Genomic DNA, 18,798 nt, shown 5'->3' on the forward strand with positions numbered 1-18,798 from the left:
CAAAAAATAGGACTTCTATAAATTTCCATGGGTTATAATAAATTACCATGTAGTTGTTTAATGGTTATGTAATAGTTTATATTTGCAAAAAAAATAAAAGTTGTCGAAAGTAAATCCATATAAAGATAGTAACCTAGGAAAGAAAGAGCAGGTTACAAAAATGTTTGATACTATTTCTGGAAATTACGATGGTTTAAATCGTGTTATTTCCTTTGGTATTGATGTGTCTTGGCGAAAAAAAGTACTCGCTATTATAAAAGCAAGTAATCCTGAAACCATTTTAGATATTGCAACGGGAACTGGCGATTTGGCCATTATGCTTGCTCAAACCAATGCCAAAAAAATTGTTGGTTTTGATATTAGTAGCGGTATGCTAGAAATAGGCAAACAAAAAGTAGCTCATAAAAATCTAGATAATAAGATAGACATGGTTTTAGGCGATTCTGAAAACATGCCGTTTGAAAATAATTCTTTTGACGCCATTACGGTTGCCTTTGGTATTCGAAATTTTGAAACCCTAGAAAAAGGCTTATCTGAAATTCATCGTGTGCTAAAACCTGGAGGCACTTTTGTGATTCTTGAAACCTCCATGCCAACCAAAACACCTTACAAACAAGGTTATAAATTTTACACTAAAAATATTTTACCAGTTATTGGTAAATTGTTTTCAAAAGACAAAACAGCCTATGCTTATTTATGCGAATCTGCTTCTGTTTTTCCTTTTGGTGAGGAATTAAACAATATTTTGCGTAAAATTGGGTTTACTAATGTGAATGACTTGCCACAAACATTTGGTGTGGCTACTATTTATACATTATCAAAATAGTTTTATGAGAAAACATGTTGTCCTTTTTGGGTTTATTTTACTATCGCAAGTAGCTTCGGCACAATTATTTTCAAAAGAAAAAATCAGGAATTTGGAAACTGAAGATAAAAGGCTTTTAAGTTATGGTTTCTTTTTAGGGTACAACAGTTATGATTTTAATTTTGATTATAATACGGATCAGGCTGATATTTTAGTAGAAAAAACAGGAGGCTTTAGTGTTGGTTTAATTGGAAATCTGCGTATTATGGAATACATGGATCTACGTTTTGAGCCTGGTTTATATATTACAACACGGAATTTAGTTTACGATGAAAGTTATTTTCAAGGTATGGAATTTACGGATACGGATTTAAAGCGCGAAGTAAAATCTACCTACATCCATTTTCCGTTGTTAATGAAATTTTCTACCAAACGTATCAATAATTTTAAGCCGTTTGTGGTTGCGGGATTATCTACAGCTTTAAATTTATCGAGTAACGAAAATAATCCAGACGATAATAGCAGCGGACAATTTAGAACTAAAAAGAATATGTTCTTTTACGAAGTTGGCTTTGGGGTAGACTTTTATCTTTACTTCTTTAAATTTACACCATCTATCCGCGGCGTTTTTGCACTTAATGACGAAATTATTCAAGATAAGGACCCTAACAGTCCTTGGACAAGCAATGTAAATACTATGAAAACGCGTGGTGTGTTTTTAAACTTTACGTTTCAGTAATTGTTAGTTGTTAAAAAATGGCATAATTCCCGTTTCAACTCAACAACTAACATCTTAACAATTACCCCCTTTTAAATTCACTCAACAAAACAGCCGTTGCAGTAGCTACATTTAAGCTTTCAGTAGCTTGAATTGCGCCAAAGCGTGGAATACTAATGCGTTTTGTGATATGTTTTTCAATAGGTTCAGAAATGCCATTAGCTTCATTTCCCATAACTAAAACGCCTTCTGGAATTAATGCTTCATTATACACATTGTCACCATCCATAAAAGCACCATAAATTGGGGATGTAGTCGCGCTCAAATACGCATTCAAATCTGTATAGCTAACTTGCACGCGCGTAATAGAACCCATGGTTGCTTGAATAACCTTTGGGTTATAACAATCCACGGTTTGTTCACTACAAACTAAATTTTGAATTCCAAACCAATCGCATAACCTGATAATTGTTCCTAAATTTCCTGGATCGCGAATATCATCCAGGGCTAAAATAAAACCGCCTTTTGGTAGCCTTTCAACTTGAGGAATTTTAAAAATAGCCAAAGCTTGGTTGGGTGTTTTTAAGAAACTGATTTTCTTTAAATCCGTCTCTGAAATAAGCGTTTCCAAATCAGCATCCAAATTACATGTTGAAACGGTATATACGTGATGTAACTCCAAATTAGAATTTAAAAGCTCCGCTATAGTTTTTATACCTTCAGCCACAAACAATCCATGTTGCTGTCTGTACTTTTTTTGTTTTAAACTCGTTATTAGTTTTATTTGGTTTTTTGATAACATGAAACCGATTTTAATTGGTGCAAACAAAATTAGAAATAATAAAACACAAACCTTTCAAAATGTGTCATTATATATATGCTTTATTTCGGTTGAAATAATGTATTTTTGAGGCAATTATTATATTTTTTGTCAGTCCAAATTACATACCAAAAGCATCACTAAATTTTTATAAATCAGTATCCTTGAGAATATATTCTTCAAAAATAGCCTTTTATATTACGTTCGCTCTGTTTTTTGTGTCTTGTAATACCATAAAACATGTTGAAGAAGATCAGCAACTACTAACTAGCAACACCGTTACGGTGAATGATAAGGTAAATAATACGGAAACCATTAACAATTTACTTTACCAGAAACCAAACCGAAAACTATTAACAATTCCCATTCGGTTACATATTTACAATTTAGCACGGCCAAATATCGATTCTATTTTAAAAGCGAATATTGCTAAAAAACCCAATCGTGAGGAAAACTTGGAGCGCTTTCTGTCCAAAAAACAACTAGATCAATACATAGAATCTAGAAAAGGTATTAACACCTGGTTAAAAACCACCGGTGAAGCGCCCGTTATTTTAAATGATGAAAAAACCAAACGTTCTATAAATCGGTTGGAAGCTTACTATTTTCATAACGGTTGGTTTACAACCAAAGCAACATCAGAAACCACAAAAATAGATTCCAGTCGTTCTAAAGTGGATTATTATGTTACCACAGGCGATCCTTATATAGTTGATTCTTTAAGCGTGAAAATAGCATCACCAGCAATAGACACTTTATATAATGAATCTAAAAAACAATCCCATATTCAATTAAACAAACAGTATAAAACGACAACGTTTGAACAAGAAAAGGATCGATTAACAGATTACTTTAGAAATCATGGTGTCTATCATTTTAGTGAAGATTATATATACTTTGAAATGGATACCATTGACACAGATAAAAAAGTAAAAGTTGAATTACAAATTCAAGATCGACTCATAAAAAATGATGATTCCTCCAGGCGTGAACCGTTCACTATTTACAAAATAAAAGACGTTAACATTTATACAGACTATTCCTATCAAGATCGGAATAAGATGCAAAAAGACTCTACGAAATTTAAAGGTTACAACTTGTTTAGTAATGACAAATTACGCTTCAAGCCAAAAGCTTTAACAGATGTGGTTTTCATTACGCCCGATTCCACCTTTAGAGATAGCGACAGGACTTTATCTTACAGGCATATTTCAGAATTACGAACCTTTAAATACCCAAACATTGAATATGTTGAGAATCCCGATACCACTCTAACTGCCAATGTCTACTTAACACCTTTAAAGAAATTTGGTTTAGAATTTAGTGCTGAAGTATCTCAAAGTAACATTCAAACTATTGGACTGTCCTTTAATCCTTCTGTGCTTATGCGAAATGTTTTTGGTGGTGCCGAAACCTTACAACTAACAGCCTTCGGGTCCATAGGAGCTTCAAAAGATGGCGCCAATGATGATGATAAGTTTTTTGATATTAACGAATGGGGTGCCGATTTAAAATTAACGGTTCCGCGTTTATTGCTTCCATTTAATACCCAGAAACTCATTCCAAAAAGCATGTCACCCAGCACACGAATGAGTATTTCCACTTCCAGCCAAACCAATATTGGATTGGATAAACAAACGCTTTCTGGAACACTTAATTACCGCTGGAAACCGAATTTTAAAGTCACCAACCGATTCGATTTATTTAGTGTTCAATATGTAAAAAACTTAAATCCAGATAATTATTTCAATGTATATAGCACTTCCTATAATACTTTGAATGACATAGCTCAAGATATTAATTATATTGGGCCTAATGATGAGTTAGGCATACCAAATCAAGCCAATGAATTTATTCAAGAATCTACAGGCGACAACCCGCCAAATGGCTTGACTTCAGACAATATTCAGAATATTAACTACATTAATGAACGTCAGGAACGTTTAACAGAAAACAACTTAATCATTGCTTCTAGTTATAATTATGTAAGGGATAATAGAACAAGTTTATTCGACGAGAATTTCTCCATTTTTAGAGGAAAAATAGAATCGGCAGGAAATTTACTTTCTCTGGCGTCCAATGCTTTTGGAAGTCCAAAAAACGCGAATGATAATTACGAGATTTTTGATGTTGCCTATTCACAATATATTAAAACCGAATTCGATTATATTAAACATTGGGATTTAGGCAAAAAACAAGTTTTAGCACTTCGAAGCTTTTTTGGAATTGCCATTCCTTATGGTAATTCAAACAGTATTCCCTTTTCAAAAAGTTTCTTTGCAGGAGGTACTAATGACAATCGCGCATGGACTGCCTACAGTTTAGGCCCTGGAAGCTCAGACAGCAATGATGAATTTAATGAAGCCAACCTGAAGTTAGCCTTCAATTTAGAATACCGGTTTAATGTATTTGGCGATTTTTATGCCGCCTTTTTTGCCGATGCCGGAAATATCTGGAACGTTTTGGATAATATTGAAGACCCACAAGCAACCTTTACCAGTTTTCAATCTTTAGAAGATATTGCCTTAGGAACAGGATTTGGATTGCGTTACGATTTTGGCTTTATTATTTTCCGTTTTGACACGGGCTTTAAAACCTACGATCCGTCTTACGAAATGGGCAACCGCTGGCTAAATGATTATAATTTCACCAATGCTGTTTATAACATTGGTATCAATTACCCGTTTTAAGCTATTAATTTTATTATTTTTGTTTCTTTAAAACCACAAATTATGTCACATTCTATTAAACCAGGCGTTGCTACTGGACACGAAGTTCAAGCCATTTTTAAGTTAGCTAAAGAAAAAGGCTTTGCCTTACCAGCTGTAAATGTTGTTGGTTCCAACTCAATAAATGGTGTTCTGGAAACGGCTAGAGATTTAAATGCGCCCGTAATTATTCAATTTTCAAATGGTGGTGGTGTTTTTAATGCTGGAAAAGGCTTAAGTAATGAAAATCAAAAAGCCGCTATTGCTGGTTGCATAGCAGGTGCTAAACATGTGCATCTAATGGCAGAAGCCTACGGTGTTCCGGTTATTTTACATACCGATCATTGTGCTAAAAAACTATTGCCTTGGATAGATGGTTTATTGGATGCTAGTGAAGTGCATTTTAAAGAAACTGGTAAACCACTTTACAGCTCGCACATGATTGATTTAAGTGAAGAGCCAATTGAGGAAAACATAGAAATTTGCAAACGCTATTTAGAGCGCATGAGCAAAATGGGCATGACCCTTGAAATTGAATTAGGTATTACAGGTGGTGAAGAAGATGGTGTAGATAATACGGATGTGGACGATTCTAAATTATACACACAACCCGATGAAGTTGCTTACGCGTATGAAGAATTAAGTAAAGTAAGCGATCAATTTACAATTGCGGCAGCCTTCGGAAATGTACATGGTGTTTACAAACCTGGGAATGTAAAATTAACGCCAAAAATTCTTAAAAATTCGCAAGCACATATTTCAGAAAAATTTAATGTAGAACATAACCATATTGATTTTGTTTTTCATGGAGGATCTGGAAGTACAGTTGAAGAAATTCGCGAAGCCATTGGTTATGGTGTTATTAAAATGAATATTGACACGGATATGCAATATGCCTTTACATCTGGCGTTCGTGATTACATAATAGAAAAACAAGCCTATTTACAAACACAAATAGGAAATCCAGATGGCGATGATGTGCCAAATAAAAAATATTACGATCCGCGCGTTTGGCTACGTAAGGGTGAAGAAACATTTGTTGCACGTTTAAAGAAGGCTTTTGAAGACTTGAACAACGTGAACACTTTATAAAATAAAAGCGCAAAAAACACGCATTTCAAATTAAACGTGTAATTTTGCTTGTCTAACTAACGCGAATACTAACGGCTTTTAATAGTGAAAACCGTTACTCGCATAACTTAAAATCGTTAAGCACTATGTCTTGGTTTAAACGAAAAGAAAAAGGAATTCAAACCTCTACGGAGCAAAAGAAAGACACACCCAAAGGGTTGTGGTATAAATCGCCAACAGGAAAAATTGTTGATGCTAAAGAATTAGAGCAAAACTTTTACGTGAGTCCTGAAGACGGTTATCACGTAAGAATTGGGAGTAACGAATACTTCAAAATCTTATTTGACGATAATAAATTCAAGGAATTAGATGCTAAATTAGAATCTAAAGATCCTTTGAAATTTGAAGACACTAAAAAGTATCCAGACCGTTTAAAAGCAGCTCAAGAAAAAACCAAACTTCAAGACGCTGTTCGTACAGCCGTTGGAAAATCTAAAGGAAACGATTTAGTCGTTGCCTGTATGGATTTCTCATTTATAGGAGGTTCTATGGGGTCTGTGGTTGGCGAAAAAATAGCACGAGCTGGACAATATGCTTTAAAGAAAAAAATACCGTTCATGATTATCTCCAAATCTGGAGGTGCACGTATGATGGAAGCCGCTTTATCCTTAATGCAATTGGCAAAAACCTCGGTTGTTTTGGCACAATTAGCAGATGCTGGCATACCGTACATATCTTTATGTACAGATCCAACAACCGGCGGAACAACCGCCTCTTTTGCCATGTTAGGCGATATTAATATTGCAGAACCAGGTGCTTTAATTGGATTTGCTGGACCACGCGTAGTTCGTGATACCACAGGACAAGATTTACCAGAAGATTTCCAAACATCGGAATTTTTATTAGAACACGGTTTCTTGGATTTTATTTCACACCGTAAAAATTTAAAAAACAAAGTGAACTTATATATTGATTTAATTACCAATCAGCCATTAAGAGCATAATTAGGGTTACTAATTAGTAGCTAATGCCCTAAAAAACAGCGTGGGACTTTTTCAAACAAAAAACGGCTGAATAATTAAAATTTACTATATTTGCAGCTTGAAAGAAAAACTTTCATATACATAACAATCATTTACAATAATATTAGAATGTATTTATCAAAAGAAGAAAAGCAAGAGCTTTTCGCAAAGCACGGTAACGGAAAAACCGATACTGGAAGCGCAGAAGGCCAAATTGCATTATTTACACAACGCATCGAGCATTTAACACAGCACTTAAAAACGAATCGTAAAGATTACAATACGGAGCGTTCATTAGTAATGTTAGTAGGTAAGCGTCGTGCATTACTAGATTACTTAATTAAGAAAGATATCTTAAGATATCGTGCTATTATTAAGGAATTAGGATTAAGAAAATAATCACATTTAAGAGGCTTCGCGCCTCTTTTTTGTTTTAAACATAACGCAATCGTAAGCGTATAAAATTCGTAAATAAGAAGCTAGATCCCGAAATAAGTTTGGGACTAAAGGTTTTTCATTGGTCACATACACACAACAACTACAACAACACAACGACCATTGTTTAATTAGAATTAAAAATTTATGATTCCAAAAGTATTTAGAGAGGTCATTGACCTTGGTGATGGCAGAGAAATTTCCATCGAAACAGGAAAATTAGCAAAACAAGCTCACGGTAGCGTTGTTGTGCAGTCAGGAAAATGTATGTTATTATGTACAGTTGTTTCCAACTACGAACAAAAAGACCTTAATTTTTTACCCTTAACGGTAGATTATCGTGAAAAATTTGCTGCTGCAGGTCGTTACCCAGGAGGTTTCTTTAAAAGAGAAGCAAGACCTAGTGATGGCGAAGTATTAACCATGCGTTTAGTAGATCGTGTTTTACGTCCATTATTCCCAAAAGATTATCATTCTGAAACACAGGTGATGATTCAATTAATGTCTCATGACGAAAATGTTATGCCAGACGCTATGGCTGGATTAGCTGCTTCTGCTGCTATTCAATTATCCGATTTACCTTTTGAATGTCCAATCTCTGAAGCACGAGTTGGCCGTATTAATGGTGAATTCATTATTAACCCAACATTGGCGCAATTAGCAGAATCTGATATTGACATGATGATTGGTGCTTCTGCTGACTCTGTAATGATGGTGGAAGGTGAAATGGATGAAATTTCTGAAGAAGAAATGGCAGACGCTATTAAATTTGCCCATGAAGCTATTAAAATCCAATGTGAAGCTCAAGTAAGGTTAGCCGAAGCATTTGGAAAAAAAGCCGTTCGTGAATATGAACCAGAAAGAACCGATGAAGATTTAGAGAAAAAAGTGTATGACATGGCTTACGATAAAGTGTATGCTATTGCAAAAGCTGGATCGGCTAAACATGAACGAAGTGATGCATTTCAACAAATAAAAGAAGATATTAAAGCCACATTTTCTGAAGAAGAATTAGAAGATTACGGCGGATTAGTATCTGAATATTACCGCAAAGCTGAAAAAGCAGCTATTCGTGATTTAACCTTAAATGAAGGATTGCGTTTAGATGGTAGAAAAACGGATGAAATTAGACCAATTTGGTGTGAAGTAGATTACTTACCATCTACACACGGTTCTGCTCTTTTTACACGTGGAGAAACACAAGCTTTAGCTACAGTAACTTTAGGAACATCTAGAGATGCTAATCAAATAGATATGCCATCGCAAGAAGGTGAAGAGCGTTTCTATTTACATTATAACTTCCCACCATTTTGTACAGGTGAAGCAAGACCAATTCGTGGAACTTCTCGTAGAGAGGTAGGTCATGGTAACTTGGCGCAACGTGCTTTAAAAGGAATGGTACCAGATGAAAGTCCGTATACAGTGCGTATAGTTTCAGAAGTATTGGAATCTAACGGCTCCTCTTCTATGGCAACTGTTTGTGCAGGAACTATGGCACTAATGGATGCTGGTGTTCAAATGATTAAGCCTGTATCTGGTATTGCTATGGGATTAATTTCTGATGCTGCTTCTGGTAAATATGCTGTATTATCTGATATTTTAGGTGATGAAGATCATTTAGGAGATATGGATTTTAAAGTAACAGGAACTGCAGATGGTATTACTGCTTGCCAAATGGATATTAAAGTAAAAGGTCTTTCTTATGAGATTTTAGTAAATGCATTAAAACAAGCTCGTGAAGGCCGTTTACATATTTTAGAAAAACTAGTTGAAACAATTGCTAAACCAAATGCAGAAGTTAAGGAACATGCTCCAACTATGGTAACCAGACGTATTCCTAACGAATTCATTGGGGCTTTAATTGGACCTGGTGGAAAAGTGATTCAGGAAATGCAAAAAGAAACCGATACAACCATTGTTATTAACGAAGATCCTGTAACGGAAGAAGGTATTGTTGAAATATTAGGCGTTGGTAAAAAAGGTATTGATGCGGTTATGGCAAAAATTGATGCTATTCTATTCAAACCTACAGTTGGCAGCATATATGAAGTAAAAGTCATTAAAATGTTAGATTTTGGTGCCGTTGTGGAATATACAGATGCACCTGGAAACGAAGTGTTATTACACGTAAGCGAATTAGCTTGGGAACGTACAGAAAATGTATCTGATGTGGTAAACATGGGCGATGTTTTTGATGTGAAGTATTTCGGGATAGATTCTAGAACACGTAAAGAAAAAGTATCGCGTAAGGCTATTTTACCAAAACCAGAAGGGTTTGTAGAAAGACCACCAAGAGACGACAAACGTTCAGGTGGACGTGATAACAGAGGTTCTCGTGACAACAACAGAGGTCGTGATAATCGTCGTGATGACAGAAAACCAAGAGAGGACAAGAAGGGCTAATAATTCTTTTTATAATCTATATATAAAAGCCTATTCAAATTAATGAATAGGCTTTTTTTTATTTAAAATGTTTACCAAAAGCCAATTGGAGAATGCCATAAATAAAATTATCTTTACGTTGTAACACATTTAACCGAACCAAGAAAATAAACAATTTGAAAGTTATATTTGAGAATGTAGTTTCTATTTTTACCAATTAAAAAATAATTTGAAATACCAAAAGTATATTAATCCATTTAAAATACACATTATGAGAAAAAGCATATTATTTATCGTTTTAGCGTTAGTTAGTAATGTCTTCTTTGCACAAGAATCAAATTCTAGTAATTCTTTCTATATTAATATCTTTATAAATCAGAACAAAGATGCTAGAGTAGAATCTAACCTCGTAACAATGAATGACATTGGAGATGAAGTAAAAAATCTTATATATAATCATCGGTTCAAAGTAGATGAGAAAATAACTTATAGGATTTATGCCGACAAAGACTTGGATTTAAGTTACATAATGGATACTGAACAAAAAATATTAGAAGCATACAGTTATAACGTAAAAAGAGAAAGATATCTTTTAGAAACCGTAAAAATGAATATAGATGGTCCGAATTGGTTAGAAAAATTAGATGGTTTTGATATTAAACCCAAAAAAGGCTAATTGAGAAATAAAAAACGTGTTACAGCACTATGTATATTAAATGCTTGTTTTAGTATTTAATTAATAGGAAGTGCATGTTTGCTTTAATCTGATTTTCGGAACGAAAATCCTCTGATACAAATTTGCATTATTCTTAAACATAAACATTGTAGTTGATGCGAAAAACCTGCATATGAAAATAATATTTATAGTTATTGGAATTATTATTCTGTTTATACTTTACAGATATTTTGCATTCAAAAAAGAAAGCGCAAAAACTCACAAGTTGAGATTTGCTAGAATTAAACCACTTGTCGAAAAATTAGAAAACAAAGAAAAAATAAAAGAAGAAGATGTTTTGAATTATGCGAAAGATAATAAGACTCGTGAATTGACTTACCAAATACTATCTAAACATAATAAAACGGAGCTGTTCCCTAAAGAATATTTGACAATTGAAAGTGGTGCAGAAAGCAAAATGGTCAATTGGCTTGAATTTCCAACTGAATTAGACAAAGTACCTGATGACATAAAACATCTTGAAAAAGTAAAAATAGATTTTGACGGGAATAATGTATATTATCACGTCTTTAGGTATATGACAAATAAACCACATTGGGCTGCGGAAAATGGATGGATGCTCGGTGTCGTTGGACCATATTTTGACGATAGTAAACCTTATGATTTTCCAGCAGCAACATTTAGCAGATGTAGCAGTAAAGTTGGGGAAATTGACCCGAAAGATGAAGTTAAATGGGTTCACGAAAATATTGCGCTGAAAAGAAAATAAAGCACTTCTTACAACCACACACATATCTTATTGCAAGTTATAACCTAGTAACTTAAATCCTCTCGGATTTTCACTCAACGAAATCATAGCCTAATCCAATTGGAACCTCATATAAGTTATAGCAATACAAACCCCTTAAATCATGTAGTTTATAAGCCTATTTCCGATTTGGAAGTAAAACCAATGTGGAATTAAACTAGGATTCAGAAGAATATTTTCGGATCATCTGCAATAGTTTTCGCGTATCAAAAGGTTTGGCAATAATATCATCTATTCCGGATGCTATTGCCGTATCATAGACTTCTTCTCTTTCAAAAGCTGTTAGAGCAATTATTGGAATGGCAATTCCTTGTTCTCTAATAAGCTTTGTGGTTTCATAACCGTTAATTTTTGGCATATTGATGTCCATTAATATAGCATCATAAGTGGTGTTCTTTAACAGTTCCAAAGCCATAAAACCATCATCGGCAATTTCACATGTATAATTATTATTTTCCAAAAGCTTTTTAGTAACCATTTGGTTTATCTTATTATCTTCCACCAAAAGTACTTTTAAACCAAACTCATCCAATAAGGGATTATCCGTTTTATTTATGGGCTTTTCTTGGCTGTCCTTTTCATACGCCAACGGAATTGTAAATTCAACCGACGTACCAATGTTTTCTTCACTTTGTAATGAAATGGTTCCTTTAAATAATGTTACCAAATTTTTAACGATACTTAAGCCTATTCCTGTACCTTGATAATCATCCTCTTTTCTATTAATCTGGACAAATTTCTCGAAAATTTTATCTTGATATTCTAATGGAATTCCAACACCTGTATCTGAAATTGTAAAGCAAATATAAACTAAATGTGCCTCTTGGCTTTCCAACTTTGCTGTAATGGTAACCGTACCATCGGTAGTAAACTTTAAAGAATTACTTACTAAATTAATAATAATTTGAGATAATCGGATAGAATCTCCTAAAACAAATTGTGGTATTTTAGAGTCCACCTCGACCACAATTTTATTGCGGTGTTTTTTGGCAATTACCATAAGTGAATCCTTAATGGTATATAGCTTTTCTTCAATATCAAACAGGTTATTATCCAAAACCACCCTATTTTCTTCAAATTTATGAACCTTTAAAACATCATTAACTAATGCTAAAAGGTAATTAGCAGAAAATTTAAGTGCTTTTAAATGCGGGCTGTTTTCTAGTTCTTTGTGCTCGGTTTCAATAATATCTGTAATCCCAATAACGCCATAAAGTGGCGTGCGTAATTCGTGGCTAATGGTAGAAACAAACTGCGTTTTTAAAAGCGTGGCTTCTTCAGCTTTTTCTTTGGCTACCAATAAAGCCTCGTTGGCATGTGTTAATTCTTCATTAGTAATTTGTCGTATTTTATTCAATTTAAATTGATAATACAGCAATAATAGTGTGGCTAAAAAAACGACAATTACTAAAATAGATAGCAATTTTAGATTATTAAATTTTTGATCTTGAATTTCTTTTTCGGCCTCTACTTTAACCAACCTACTTTTAACCTCTTCTTTCTCAATTTTTTGTCTTAACAGTCTAATGTTTTCATTCTGTTCTAAATCTTGTAGTACTTTTTGTAAGGAGTCTGATTTATGAGCAAATTTTTCAGACTTATCAATGGCATTGGTTTTTTTGTAAAAACCCGTTAGCAATTTATAAATTTCTAATTCGTGCGAATTAGGGAAGTTTTTGGCTTTTTGAAGACAAATTTCATAGGCTTTTAAATAATTTTCTTCTGCTAAAGCATAGAATTTGTGCCATTCATGGTAGTTTCCTGTTAAGTAATAATAATAGTATTTTAGCTCGCTTTCCGTTTTAAATTCATGTAAATGCGGCTTTATTTCAAGTAATAAGGCTTGAGCTTCTTCATAACTTTCAATGCTAATATACGTAGTTGCCAAATTTACAAGGTTGTATAAATATTCAACCTTGCTTATATTTTCAGAGTGATTTATTGCCTTTAAATAATATTTTATTCCGGTTTCAGCGTCCTTTTTATTAAAAGCGTATAAATTACCAAGGTTGCTATAAACCCAACTTAAAATTGTGTCATTTTGTATCTTGGTTGCGTAAATGAGCGATTTATTAAAATAGTCAATAGCATTGCCATCATCAGCTACTTGGGAGAAATTTAAACCTATTAAGTTATAAGTTATGGCTATCTGTCTATTGTCATTATGCTTAAGTGCTAAAGAAAGTGCCTTTTTAGCTTTTTCTAAAGATTTATCATATTCAGAAGAATTAAAAAACACTCTTGAAGAGTCAATAAATCTAGTAATTTCTTTATCTACACCTTTTTTTTCGTTGTTTAATTCTTGGCCAAAAGAAAAAGACAAATTAAAAATAAATGAAAATATTAAGAATATATTTTTAGTAGTTGGAATCATTTCTAATCCTAATTTGGGACTTATAAAATAAAGCTTTTTTTCAGATAAAACGTCGTTAAAATCCGATAAAAGTAAATATTCAGTTAGAAATAGACAGAAAATAAAAATATATTTTGCTGCTTTTGGTTCCAACCTGCTAAAACGCCGTTTTTTTCTTAAAAAAATACTAAAAAGGGTCTAAAGTTAATTTCTGGTCGTACATACCTAAAAGACATTAATTTTAAACAACCCCAAAATACATGGCCCAAAAAAGTACACGCTCGTCAAAATCATTACATACCAAAATAACAAACCTTCAAAAATTAAAAGCTTTTTTAAGCCAAACATTTATTGGAAGTGATAAAACCCAAAACGTTTATAATAGGATTACATTAATTAGCACGTTGGTGTTTATTGCTATGGGTGTTTATTTATTTACCGTTTTTCATAATGATTTTGAGCAATTTAATGCAGACCGTAGAAGCTCCATTATTGGTTTAACATTTATGATTACAGCCGGAATTCTATTTATATTTAAAGTCTTTTATGTCATTTTTATGGCATATAATTATTTTAAGTATCGCGCTGTGGAATCTGTTTCGGATGAAGAATTACCAACAGTTACCATAATCGTTCCTGCCTATAACGAAGGCAAACAAGTTTGGGATACCTTAATGAGTTTGTCTAAAAGTGATTATCCCCAAGATAAAATACAGCTTTTAGCTATTGATGATGGGAGTTTAGATGATACTTGGGATTGGATGGTGGATGCCAAAAAACAGCTTGGAAACCGATTAGAAATCCTTCAACAACCAGAAAATAAAGGAAAACGTCATGCTTTATATCGTGGGTTTAATTTAGGTACTGGTGCTATTTTTGTAACTGTGGACAGTGATTCTGTTGTAGACCAAAACACCTTACGTAATTTGGTTAGTCCGTTTATAACCGATGAAAATTGTGGTGCAGTAGCTGGTAATATTCGTGTTTTGAATAATAAAAAAGCCATGCTTCCAAAAATGCTGGATGTGAGTTTTGTAATGAGTTTTGAATTTGTCCGTTCTGCCGAAAGCAAGTTAAATTCCGTTTTATGTACACCTGGCGCATTGGCTGCTTATAGAAACACAGCTGTTTTTAAGTGTTTGCCCGATTGGATTAACCAAACATTTATGGGACAACCGTCAGACATTGGCGAAGATCGTGCCATGACGAATATGATACTAAAACAAGGTAAGCATGTACTATTTCAGCGAAATGCTGTTGCGTATACAAATGTTCCCGAAGAATATCCTGGGTTATATAAAATGTTTATAAGATGGGGACGCAGTAACGTGCGCGAAAATATTAATATGGCAAAATATGTGTTCACCAATTTTAAAAATGAAAGTAAGTTTGGAACGCGACTGTTATTTATTAGTCAATTCTCTAGAATTATCATGACATATCCATTCGTGCTATTTATGTTATTCTTTGTTTTAATGCACCCTTTATTATTTTTGGGTTCTACCCTATTAAGTATTTTAGTAACCTCAACATTTTCGGTTTTATTTTATGCACATCGCTACGAAATAAAAGAATCTTTTTGGGCATATACCTATAGCATTCTTTATACATTTGGTCTGTTTTGGATAGCACCTTATGCTATTGCAACAGCAAGTAGACGTGGTTGGTTAACACGCGGATTAGCAGAAAAAAAATAATAGATTCTAGATTAAAAACATCAAGCCTTACAAGAAATTGTAGGGCTTTTTTTTGCACAGCCTAGTGGTCCCTTGATCAAAAACCAGTGAATTCCCGACAGCCTGTCACCTTTTTGTCAGTTTCAACAAAATTACAAAATACATATTTCGCAACAAATGTTTGGTTTTTTTATGAATTCACTAAACATTACCCCTAAAACACATGTATATAGGATTTTTTAAAATTAACTTTATTATTCGGGTCTTCCGTATAGTCCTTGTACACTATACACCAATTAATAATGATAATCAACACCTTACAAAAACATGAAAGTATTAGTAATTGGAGCAGGAAATATGGGATTAACGTATTCCGAAGGTATGGCGGCATCGTCTCTTTTAGGAAAACACAATCTGAAGATATATGATACGGATCCTAAAAAAATTACAAGATTAAATAAAGAACCACATTTTGATGTTTACGATAATTTAGAAGATTGTTTACCAATAGCAGATATTGTATTTCTTGCCGTAAAACCTTACCACATTGAGGACTTATTTAAAACCATGGCATCACAAATTAACGATCAGCAAATATTTGTATCACTAATGGCTGGTGTAACTATAGACACGATTAAAACCCAACTCGGTGCAACTAAAGTAGTACGGGCTATGCCAAATTTACCAGCAAAAGTTGGAAAAGGTGTTACATCTTATACCGAATCTCCTGAAGTTTCTAAAGTAGAACTGATTATGGTTCGGAATTTACTAGATACGACAGGAACCTCCATACATGTGGATACAGAAAATTTCATTGATGCCTCAACCGGTATTTCAGGAAGTGGACCAGCTTATGTGTTCTACTTTATGCAATCTATGCTGGATGCTGCTTTAAAAATGGGCTTCTCCGCTTATGATTCTAAAGTACTAGTAAGCAACACCTTTGAAGGTGCTATTGAATTATTTAATCAATCAGATATTTCACCAGAAACATGGATTAACCGTGTAGCTAGTAAAGGTGGAACCACACAAGCAGCCATAGACTCTATGGACGATAATAATGTAAAACAGCTTATTGAAGATGCCGCTTATGCCGCATTTGATAGAGCAATAGAATTAGGAAAAGAAAAATAAAATGATGGACGACGACATTAAGCGCGTAGTAGTAAAAGTAGGAACAAACGTATTAACCAATAAGGACAACCGAATTTTAGGACCTGTTTTAAGAGAATTGGTTCGCCAGATAGCTGTGCTTTATGAGCGCGATGTTATGGTAGTTCTAGTTTCTTCAGGTTCGGCAATTGCTGGAAAAGAGGTTCTAGGTAAAATGAGTCTCACGGATAAATCTATTAGACGCCAAGTTTATTCGGCCGTTGGTCAACCCAGAATGATGCGTCATTATTATAGCCTTTTCCATGACTATGGTATGCGCTGTGCACAAGTTTTAGCAACAAAACGCGATTTTGACCCTGGCAAACACCGTGAAAATATGATTAATTGTTATGAAGGCCTATTATCTGAAGGTATTGTGCCAATTGCCAATGAAGATGATGCCGTTTCCATAACCATGTCTATGTTTACAGATAATGATGAGTTGGCTAGTTTGGTAGCAGAATTAATTGATGCAGACCGTTTAATAATATTATCAGATACGGACGGCCTTTACACTGGGCATCCAGATGATGAAGATTCCATAAAGATTAATGAGGTTTCGTTTAATCAAAATGTGGAACAATACGTAAAAGCTTCAGGTAAAAAAGAAGGCGAAGGTCGTGGTGGTATGGCATCCAAATTACGAATTGCAAAAGGCACAGCACAAAAGGATATTCCAACATATATTGCCAATGGAAAACGAGCAAACGTAATTGTTGATATTCTTGACAACAAGGAAGTAGGAACCAAATTTATTCACTAAAAACAAGACACATGGAATTATTACATACAGATAAAAAAAATGACGTTTTAAATGCAATGATTAAAATTATTGATCGTGAACGAGACAACATTATTAAAGCCAACAAGCAAGATTTAGATGCTTTTGATAAAGATGATCAAGCCTTATACGACCGACTAGTGGTTAACAACGCTAAAGTGGATGGTATGATTCAGGCTATTAAAGAAGTACGTGAACAAGACGACCCTGTTGGTGCCACTATTTCAGATATGACGTTGGATACCGGTTTACAAATTACCAATAAAACGGCTCCATTTGGGACGATTATGATTATATATGAATCCCGACCAGACGTTACTATTGAAGCTGCTGTTTTAGCGTTTAAAGCCAACAATAAAATTTTACTAAAAGGTGGAAAAGAAGCTATTAATAGTAATCTCATTTTAGAAAAATGCTGGCATGAAGCGTTGGAAGAAAATGGCTTATCTAAAGATTGGATTAAACTATTGCATTTAAAGCGTGAAGAAACACAGGAATTTTTAAGAAACCCAACAGAGAAAATCGATTTAATTGTACCTCGTGGTGGCGAACGTTTAATTAAGTTTGTAAAGGACCACGCTACCTGTGCCGTTTTAATTTCAGGACGTGGTAACAACTTTTTATATGTTTCTAAACATGCGGACTGGGAAAAAGCCATTAAGGTGATTATTAATGCAAAAACTGATAAAATTTCAGGGTGTAATGCATTAGATAATGTATTGATTGATAAAAACATTTCTAATTACGAAACAAAAGTGATTGAACTTCAAAAAACATTAGAGCATGTTGGTGTATCGTTAGTTGTAGATAAAAAAATAGGACAGATTTTAACCAAGGAAACCCAAATACCAAACGAAGATACCTGGTACGAAGAATTCCTAGCCATGAAATTACTCGTGGCTGAAGTGAATGGATTAGAAGAAGCCATAGAAACCATAAACAAATATTCTGGAGGACATTCATCCACCATAATGACGGAAAACAAAAACGAAGCAGCCACTTTCATGCAGGAAATAGATAGTGCTGCGGTTTACCATAATGCTTCTACCCGATTTACCGATGGTGGACAAATGGGTGTTGGCGCCGAATTAGCCATTAGCACAGACAAGTTACACCACCGCGGACCATTAGGTTTAAAACAATTGGTAACCAATAAATATTACGTGTTTGGCGATGGTCATGTACGCGTTTAAGTAATAATTTAAACATGTTACAAACGGCATAAGTTAAAACTGATGCCGTTTTTTGTCATACAATATTTAAGAAGAACTGAGTTAAAAAACAAGCAATTTTAAGCTAATTTTGAAACAAAGTTCTCATCATAAGGCAAACCACTTTTTGCGATAGCAAATGCCTGTTTTAATAATTTATTTGCTACTGCTATTAATGCC

15 protein-coding genes are annotated in these 18,798 nt (G+C 33.9%); 13 read left to right on the forward strand and 2 right to left on the reverse strand.

What is annotated here, in order from left to right:
• The first annotated feature begins 100 nt into the window (after positions 1 to 100).
• Positions 101 to 826, forward strand: a complete 726-nt coding sequence (gene ubiE, locus ACFPH8_RS14025; RefSeq protein ID WP_376861898.1) for a bifunctional demethylmenaquinone methyltransferase/2-methoxy-6-polyprenyl-1,4-benzoquinol methylase UbiE — start codon at positions 101 to 103, stop codon at positions 824 to 826.
• Between the two features lie 4 nt (positions 827 to 830).
• Entirely contained in the window at positions 831 to 1,544 is a 714-nt protein-coding gene (porT, locus tag ACFPH8_RS14030; RefSeq protein ID WP_376861901.1) for a type IX secretion/gliding motility protein PorT/SprT, read from the forward strand.
• A gap of 61 nt (positions 1,545 to 1,605) precedes the next feature.
• Here the strand turns inward: porT and ACFPH8_RS14035 are convergent, their stop codons facing one another.
• Positions 1,606 to 2,325, reverse strand: a complete 720-nt coding sequence (locus ACFPH8_RS14035; RefSeq protein WP_376861904.1) for a TrmH family RNA methyltransferase — start codon at positions 2,323 to 2,325, stop codon at positions 1,606 to 1,608.
• 182 nt (positions 2,326 to 2,507) lie between these two features.
• On the opposite strand from ACFPH8_RS14035, the gene tamL reads away from it, so the two are divergent.
• The 7 genes from tamL (at position 2,508) to ACFPH8_RS14070 (ending at position 11,406) form a co-directional block, all read left to right on the forward strand.
• On the forward strand, positions 2,508 to 5,033 hold the full coding sequence (gene tamL, locus ACFPH8_RS14040; RefSeq protein WP_376861907.1) for a translocation and assembly module lipoprotein TamL: 2,526 nt from the start codon (positions 2,508 to 2,510) through the stop codon (positions 5,031 to 5,033).
• A 42-nt stretch (positions 5,034 to 5,075) separates the two neighbouring features.
• Positions 5,076 to 6,143, forward strand: coding sequence for a class II fructose-bisphosphate aldolase (fbaA, locus tag ACFPH8_RS14045; RefSeq protein WP_248395642.1), 1,068 nt, complete (start codon positions 5,076 to 5,078; stop codon positions 6,141 to 6,143).
• Between the two features lie 125 nt (positions 6,144 to 6,268).
• Positions 6,269 to 7,126, forward strand: a complete 858-nt coding sequence (gene accD / locus ACFPH8_RS14050) for an acetyl-CoA carboxylase, carboxyltransferase subunit beta (protein ID WP_376861910.1) — start codon at positions 6,269 to 6,271, stop codon at positions 7,124 to 7,126.
• Positions 7,127 to 7,273: 147 nt separating this feature from the next.
• Positions 7,274 to 7,543: a 30S ribosomal protein S15 gene (rpsO, locus tag ACFPH8_RS14055; RefSeq protein WP_248395647.1), complete on the forward strand. Its 270-nt coding sequence runs from the start codon at positions 7,274 to 7,276 to the stop codon at positions 7,541 to 7,543.
• 183 nt (positions 7,544 to 7,726) lie between these two features.
• A complete protein-coding gene (locus tag ACFPH8_RS14060; protein WP_376861914.1) occupies positions 7,727 to 9,982 on the forward strand; it encodes a polyribonucleotide nucleotidyltransferase in 2,256 nt (751 codons plus the stop codon).
• 250 nt (positions 9,983 to 10,232) lie between these two features.
• Positions 10,233 to 10,637 carry a hypothetical protein gene (locus tag ACFPH8_RS14065; RefSeq protein ID WP_376861917.1) on the forward strand — a complete coding sequence of 135 codons (405 nt, stop codon included), beginning with the start codon at positions 10,233 to 10,235 and terminating at the stop codon, positions 10,635 to 10,637.
• A gap of 172 nt (positions 10,638 to 10,809) precedes the next feature.
• Positions 10,810 to 11,406, forward strand: a complete 597-nt coding sequence (locus tag ACFPH8_RS14070) for a hypothetical protein (protein WP_376861920.1) — start codon at positions 10,810 to 10,812, stop codon at positions 11,404 to 11,406.
• Between the two features lie 196 nt (positions 11,407 to 11,602).
• Here ACFPH8_RS14070 and ACFPH8_RS14075 read toward each other — a convergent pair whose 3' ends face one another.
• On the reverse strand, positions 11,603 to 13,951 hold the full coding sequence (locus ACFPH8_RS14075; RefSeq protein ID WP_376861923.1) for a response regulator: 2,349 nt from the start codon (positions 13,949 to 13,951) through the stop codon (positions 11,603 to 11,605).
• Between the two features lie 107 nt (positions 13,952 to 14,058).
• Between ACFPH8_RS14075 and ACFPH8_RS14080 the strand changes: the two genes are divergently transcribed.
• The 4 genes from ACFPH8_RS14080 (at position 14,059) to ACFPH8_RS14095 (ending at position 18,600) form a co-directional block, all read left to right on the forward strand.
• A complete protein-coding gene (locus tag ACFPH8_RS14080) occupies positions 14,059 to 15,495 on the forward strand; it encodes a glycosyltransferase family 2 protein (RefSeq protein WP_376861926.1) in 1,437 nt (478 codons plus the stop codon).
• 306 nt (positions 15,496 to 15,801) lie between these two features.
• Positions 15,802 to 16,608 carry a pyrroline-5-carboxylate reductase gene (gene proC, locus ACFPH8_RS14085; RefSeq protein WP_376861928.1) on the forward strand — a complete coding sequence of 269 codons (807 nt, stop codon included), beginning with the start codon at positions 15,802 to 15,804 and terminating at the stop codon, positions 16,606 to 16,608.
• 4 nt (positions 16,609 to 16,612) lie between these two features.
• Positions 16,613 to 17,389: a glutamate 5-kinase gene (gene proB, locus ACFPH8_RS14090; protein ID WP_248400640.1), complete on the forward strand. Its 777-nt coding sequence runs from the start codon at positions 16,613 to 16,615 to the stop codon at positions 17,387 to 17,389.
• An 11-nt stretch (positions 17,390 to 17,400) separates the two neighbouring features.
• Positions 17,401 to 18,600 (forward strand): glutamate-5-semialdehyde dehydrogenase, encoded by a 1,200-nt coding sequence (locus ACFPH8_RS14095; RefSeq protein ID WP_376861931.1) that lies wholly within the window; start codon positions 17,401 to 17,403, stop codon positions 18,598 to 18,600.
• Positions 18,601 to 18,798: the final 198 nt, after the last annotated feature.

It is taken from the genome of Bizionia hallyeonensis, from assembly GCF_042657385.1.
Classification (GTDB): domain Bacteria; phylum Bacteroidota; class Bacteroidia; order Flavobacteriales; family Flavobacteriaceae; genus Algorimicrobium; species Algorimicrobium hallyeonense.

Bases quoted from the DNA above. Each gene is read 5' to 3' on its own strand.
- rpsO (WP_248395647.1), top strand. From the start codon at position 7,274: ATGTATTTATCAAAAGAAGAAAAGCAAGAGCTTTTCGCAAAGCACGGT.
- porT (WP_376861901.1), top strand. From the start codon at position 831: ATGAGAAAACATGTTGTCCTTTTTGGGTTTATTTTACTATCGCAAGTA.
- proC (WP_376861928.1), top strand. From the start codon at position 15,802: ATGAAAGTATTAGTAATTGGAGCAGGAAATATGGGATTAACGTATTCC.
- accD (WP_376861910.1), top strand. From the start codon at position 6,269: ATGTCTTGGTTTAAACGAAAAGAAAAAGGAATTCAAACCTCTACGGAG.
- proB (WP_248400640.1), top strand. From the start codon at position 16,613: ATGGACGACGACATTAAGCGCGTAGTAGTAAAAGTAGGAACAAACGTA.
- ACFPH8_RS14060 (WP_376861914.1), top strand. From the start codon at position 7,727: ATGATTCCAAAAGTATTTAGAGAGGTCATTGACCTTGGTGATGGCAGA.
- ACFPH8_RS14080 (WP_376861926.1), top strand. From the start codon at position 14,059: ATGGCCCAAAAAAGTACACGCTCGTCAAAATCATTACATACCAAAATA.
- ACFPH8_RS14070 (WP_376861920.1), top strand. From the start codon at position 10,810: ATGAAAATAATATTTATAGTTATTGGAATTATTATTCTGTTTATACTT.
- ACFPH8_RS14035 (WP_376861904.1), bottom strand. From the start codon at position 2,325: ATGTTATCAAAAAACCAAATAAAACTAATAACGAGTTTAAAACAAAAA.
- ACFPH8_RS14095 (WP_376861931.1), top strand. From the start codon at position 17,401: ATGGAATTATTACATACAGATAAAAAAAATGACGTTTTAAATGCAATG.
- fbaA (WP_248395642.1), top strand. From the start codon at position 5,076: ATGTCACATTCTATTAAACCAGGCGTTGCTACTGGACACGAAGTTCAA.
- ACFPH8_RS14065 (WP_376861917.1), top strand. From the start codon at position 10,233: ATGAGAAAAAGCATATTATTTATCGTTTTAGCGTTAGTTAGTAATGTC.